At 40.4% G+C, this 1,068-nt stretch carries 1 protein-coding gene; it reads left to right on the top strand.

The window, feature by feature from the left end; translation table 11 throughout:
• Nucleotides 1-199: 199 nt before the first annotated feature.
• On the top strand, nt 200-961 hold the full coding sequence (locus QT996_RS28520) for an FkbM family methyltransferase (RefSeq protein ID WP_333050862.1): 762 nt from the start codon (nt 200-202) through the stop codon (nt 959-961).
• Nucleotides 962-1,068 lie beyond the last annotated feature (107 nt).

The following is a 1,068-nucleotide window of genomic DNA, read 5'->3' as shown; positions in this document are numbered from 1 at the left end:
TCTATAACTGGATGGGATTACATTTTGTCAGCCCTAGCTACTGTTGCATGATTTTTGAAAATTGGTATAAAAATCGGGCTTTTCAGATTTAACTGGCAGACATAAACCGGATTTATAAGCGGTGCTAAATGTTAGTAGCGACAGGATTTTTCATCATATAACGTTATTATAAAATTAAAACAAATGTCAATTTCTCCCTATGCTTTTCCATAAACTTCAGCAACTCGTGCATCGTAAAATTAGAGCCCAAAAGTTAGGGATTACCTTTAACAGAGTTGCTAGCTTTCAATTGCCAGAACAATTAATTGTGCAAGGAAAACTCCATCCAGTAAACGTGCCTTCAGAGAAAGGCATGGACGGAGAATTTATAGAAGTGCTTTTAGACGACTGCTACGGAGTCGAGCAATTATCTGAATCACTGACGACAATTATTGATATTGGAGCCAATGTCGGGTTATTTCCGATTGCGGCGAGGAACAGGTTTCCCCAGGCGGTGATTCACGCCTACGAAGCTAATCCCTACCTAGAAAATTATCTCAAACATCAATCTCAAATCGCAAATTTTACATATTTTATGGAAGCAGTAGGAGGCCGAGATGGTAAAGTAGTCCTCGACATTCGGGAAGTTTCGGGAAAAACCCGATCGACAGTTAGCGAAAGTGGTGAAATACCAATGGTATCATTTCGCAGGGCGATCGAGCGAATAGGCGGTAGGGTCGATTTAGCCAAAGTAGACTGCGAAGGTGCAGAATGGCTGTTATTTGAAGATCGAGATACTTGGCAACTTGTGCAAAACCTTTCTTTAGAATATCACTTGTGGTTGGGTCACACTCACGCGGAAACCCGACAAATTATTGAAAACTTAGGATTTCGGATCGGAAAGCAAATACCAATCGATAAATGGTACGGCTTAATTTTAGCATCCCGAACCTGCAACCCTCAAGGATATAGCAGATGTTGAAGAAGGAAGTTCGGCAACGGATTCGCTTTCTTCTTATACCATTTTGCCAAATAAGTGCTACAATGTCAGGTCAGAAAATTAAGGGATTTTTTATGAAGGTCAACTAT

This window comes from Microcoleus sp. S13C4 (assembly GCF_036700865.1).
GTDB lineage: Bacteria > Cyanobacteriota > Cyanobacteriia > Cyanobacteriales > Microcoleaceae > Microcoleus.
Note: the sequence above shows the minus strand (reverse complement) of the source record. Positions and strands in the feature narration are given on the sequence as shown.